The following is a 4,194-nucleotide window of genomic DNA, read 5'->3' on the forward strand; positions in this document are numbered from 1 at the left end:
CGGTGGCGTGGCTTGGCCTGCAGGCGATTGCGCGCGTACAGCAGCAGTTGCAGGAGTGCGGGCTGCAGTTGCAGGCGTTGCACCCGACGCCCTTGCTGCTGCCGTGGGCGGTCGGGCAGGCCACCCTGCAGCTGTGTGGTGAGCAGGTGCTGGTCCGCTGTGGCCGTGATCGTGGCTTCGTGCAGTGGTGCGGTGGGCGTGACCTGGCCTCGGTGATGCAGGTGCTGGCCGTGCGCTTGCAGCAGGCCGGGGTGCAGGCAGTGCAGTGGATCGATGCCGTGCCGCCCGCTTGGGCCGAGCGTCTGCCGGCGAGCGTGCTGACGCAGGCGGTGCAGTGCAGCGGTCCGCTGCCTGGCTGGTCACTGCCGTTGCCGGCCTCGCGTGCGGGTGCGCCACGCGTGGCCATCGGTCTTGCGCTGGCGGCGGCAGTGCTGGCTGCGCTGGGCCTGCAACTGCAGGTGTCGCGCTGGCACAGCGAGGGTGAAGCCCTGCAGCATGACATGGCGCGGCAGTTCAGCACGCACTTCCCCGAGATCGACGATGTGGTCGATCCGGTGGTGCAGGCGCGGCGGGCACTGGCGGTGCCGGCAGTGCCACGGGCACTTCCCGCCGTGCAGCAGCAGGTTGCCAGCGTGCTGCAGGCCATCCCCGAGTTGGCTGGCCAGGTCCGCAGCCTGCGTTATCAGCCGGGCCAGCTGGAGATGGAGCTTGATGCCGACGCGCAGGCCTTGGCCGAGGACGCGCAACGGCTGGAGCGCTGGCAGCAGGCGATGCAGGCACAGGGGTTGCAGCTTGCGCACGAAGCCGGTGGCCGCTTGCGGATCAGCAGCGGGACTGCTCCGTGACCACAGCGGAACTACGGCCGGCGGGCTTCGTGCGCGGACTGTCGCAGCGTTGGCAGCGGCTGGCGGCGCGCGAGCGCGCGATGCTGCTGTTGATGTCTGCAGCGATAGCGGCGGCCGCACTGTGGCTGGGCTGGCTGCAGCCGCTGCTGAAACAGCGCAGCCATTGGCAGGCTGAGCTTCCACGGCTGCAGGCGCAGGCGGCAGCACTTGCACCGCTGCTGCGCGCCCGTGAACAACAGCAGCAGGCGCAAGGCCGGCGGCCGACACTTGCAGGCCTGCGCCAACAGATCACCGCTGCCGGCCTGGCGGGCGGCCTGCATATCGAAACGCGCGACGGGCGCTGGCACCTGCAGGTACGCAGTGTGCCCGCCGATGCGCTCTGGAACTGGCTGCTGCCTCTGCTGGCCGACCCGGCCATCGAACTGCAGCAACTGCAACTGCAACGGACAGGGGACGCGAACATGCCGGCGGCACGGATTTCCGGAAACATCGTGATGGCCGCCCAGGGCGGTGGCCATCCATGAAGGCGATGCGCAGCCTGGGCTGCAGCGCGGCATTGGCACTGGTGGTGGGCCTGGCCCATCTTCCGGCGCCGGCGCAGGCGCAGGACGCCAATGGCGAACCGGTGCAGCTGAACCTGGTGGACACCGATATCGGTGGGGTGCTGCGCATGGCGGCACGCTTCACCGGCCGCCAGTTCCTGGTCGACCCCCGGGTGAGCGGCAAGATGACCGTGGTCTCCGATGGGCCGGTCAGCCGCGTGCAGGCTTACCAGCTGCTGCTGGGTGCATTGCGCATGCGCGGTTTTGCCGTGGTTGAAAGCGGGGGCGTCAGCCGGGTGGTGCCGCAGGCCGATGCCAAGCTGCTGGGCGGCCGCGTTGGTGCCGGTGGCGCGGGCGGCGAAATAGCCACGCGCACGTTTTCCCTGCGCTACGAGAGTGCCGCGGCGCTGGTGGCGGTGCTGCGGCCGATGATCACCGCGGACAATCCGATCACCGCGAACCCCGGCAACAACACGCTGGTCATCACCGACTACGCCGACAACCTGGAGCGCATCGCGCGGGTCATCGCCAGCGTGGATACACCGGCCGGCATGGACACCGACGTGGTGAAGCTGCAGCAGGGCATTGCCGTGGACGTGGCGGCGATGGTGGCACCGCTGCTGGATGCGCAGGGCGCGGAGCCGGCGCAGAAGGTGGTGGTGATGGCCGACCCGCGCAGCAACAGCGTGCTGCTGCGTTCCAGCAGCCCGGGCCGCACGCGCCTGGCGCGGCAGCTGGTGGAGAAGCTGGACAAGGCCCAGGATGAGTCCGGCAACCTGCATGTGGTGTACCTGCGCAATGCGCAGGCCACTCAGCTGGCCGGGGTGCTGCGTGGCGTGGTGGCAGGGCAGAGCGATGCGCCGGCAATGGGCAGCAGCGCCGGCATCACTGCATTGCCGGGCGAGACCAGCCGCAATGCCAGCCCGCCGGCGCAGCCTGCACAGGGCAAGAACAAAGGGAATGCGCTGGAATCGCCGCGGCTTGATCCCGGCCGTCGCGAACCGACCGATGCCGGCAGCACCGGCTTCAGCCAGAACGGCATTTCGGTGCAGGCCGACATCGCCACCAACACCTTGCTGATCTCTGCCCCGGAGCCGGTGTACCGCAACCTGCGGCGGGTGATCGACCAGCTGGACCAGCGTCGGGCGCAGGTGCTGGTGGAGAGCCTGATCGTGGAGGTCAACCAGACCGACGCCGCCGAGCTGGGCGTGCAATGGATGCTGGGCAACGGCCGCACCTTCGGTGGCACCCATTTCGGCGGCACCACCGGTGGTAGTGGGCTGAACACCACCGCGCGCACCACGCTCGACGTGCTGCCGAAGGACGGGCTGAACATCGGCGTGATCGACGGCACGATCAACCTGCCGGGCGTGGGCCAGATCCTCAACATGAAGGCACTGGCCAACGCACTGCAGAGCAAAGGCGGCGCCAACATCCTCTCCACGCCGAACCTGATGACGCTGGACAACGAGGCGGCCAGCATCATGGTCGGGCAGACCGTGCCCTTCGTCAGTGGCCGCTATGTGACCGATGGTGGTGGTGGCAGCAACAACCCGTTCCAGACCATCGAACGCGAGGACGTGGGCCTGAAGCTGCGGGTGCGCCCGCAGATTTCCGAGGGCGGCACGGTGAAGCTGGACATCTACCAGGAAGTCAGCAGCATCGATGCGCAGAGCACGGGCAGCGCCGGCATCATCACCAACAAGCGGGCGCTGGACACCAGCGTGCTGCTTGATGACGGCCAGATCATGGTGCTGGGCGGCCTGCTGGAAGACAGCGTCAGCCATGGCCGCGATGCCGTGCCGGGGCTGGGGAAGATCCCGGTGCTGGGCGCGCTGTTCCGCAGCGATACGCGCAAGCGGGCCAAGACCAACCTGATGGTGTTCCTGCGCCCGCACGTGGTGCGTGACCCGGCTGCCGGCCAGCGCCTGACCCGCGACCGCTACGACTACATGCGCAATGCACAGGCAGGCGCGCAGCCGGTGCAGAGCTGGGCATTGCCGGCGCTGTCGGCGCCGCAGCTGCCACCGCAGGACCTGTCGGTGCTGGGCCAGGGCAATGCACGCGATGGCCAGGGCCAGCCGCCGCAGAACGGCAGCCTTGCGGCGTTGTATCCGGCCAGCGAGGGCACTGTGCAGGTGGTGCAGTTCGCGCAGGGGCTGGATGCAGCGCGTGCCACGCAGGCCGTGGCACAGGTGCGCGCGCTTGGCCTGCAGGCCTATGCCGAAACCACGCCGGGCGAAACCGGACAGCGACTGCGGGTGCGGGTGGCACGCGACCCGGCCACGCTCGACCCGGCGCTGCAGCAGCTGCGCGGGCTGGGCTACACCCCGGAACTGGTCATCGGCCCATGAGCATGGCCACGCCGCCGCCAGCGCTGCCGTATGCCTGGGTGCGCAGCCACGGCGTGATGCTGGCCGAAGCAGGCGGCGCGCCGGTCCTGCTGGGAACTGCCGAGACCGCCGCCTGGGCGGTGGCCGAGCTGCGCCGCCGGCACGGGCCGCTGCCGTTCCACGTGCTGGATGCGGCGGCCTGGCAGCAGCGGTTGGGCGAGCAGTATCGTGACGGTGGCGATGCCGCTGCGGTGGTGGGCGCGGCCGAAAGTGAAGTCGATCTTGACCGGCTGATGCAGGACATGCCCGAGGTGACCGATCTGCTGGATGCACAGGACGACGCGCCGGTGATCCGCATGATCAACGCCCTGCTGGCACAGGCCGCGCGTGACGGTGCAAGCGATCTGCACATCGAACCTTTCGAAACCCATTCGGTGGTGCGCTACCGCGTCGATGGCACCCTGCGTGACATGG

4 protein-coding genes are annotated in these 4,194 nt (G+C 69.3%); all 4 read left to right on the plus strand.

Annotated features, from left to right (window positions below):
- Nucleotides 1-845 (plus strand): type II secretion system protein GspL (gene gspL, locus AB4Y84_RS14920; protein WP_442250358.1); only part of this gene is annotated, 845 nt, incomplete at its 5' end.
- Nucleotides 842-1,369 (plus strand): type II secretion system protein GspM, encoded by a 528-nt coding sequence (gene gspM, locus AB4Y84_RS14925; RefSeq protein WP_442243683.1) that lies wholly within the window; start codon nucleotides 842-844, stop codon nucleotides 1,367-1,369. The genes gspL and gspM, both read left to right, overlap by 4 nt.
- Complete coding sequence (gene gspD, locus AB4Y84_RS14930) at nucleotides 1,366-3,741, plus strand: type II secretion system secretin GspD (protein ID WP_442243682.1); 2,376 nt, start codon at nucleotides 1,366-1,368, stop codon at nucleotides 3,739-3,741. Before gspM ends, gspD begins: the two co-directional genes overlap by 4 nt.
- A 2-nt stretch (nucleotides 3,742-3,743) precedes the next feature.
- Nucleotides 3,744-4,194, plus strand: a 451-nt coding sequence (locus AB4Y84_RS14935) for an ATPase, T2SS/T4P/T4SS family (RefSeq protein WP_442250359.1), incomplete at its 3' end; no start/stop codon positions are given.

This window comes from Stenotrophomonas sp. 2YAF22, assembly GCF_052114665.1.
Lineage (GTDB): Bacteria > Pseudomonadota > Gammaproteobacteria > Xanthomonadales > Xanthomonadaceae > Stenotrophomonas > Stenotrophomonas indicatrix.

Coding starts and splice junctions, on each gene's coding strand:
- gspD (WP_442243682.1), top strand. CDS start 1,366: ATGAAGGCGATGCGCAGCCTGGGCTGCAGCGCGGCATTGGCACTGGTG.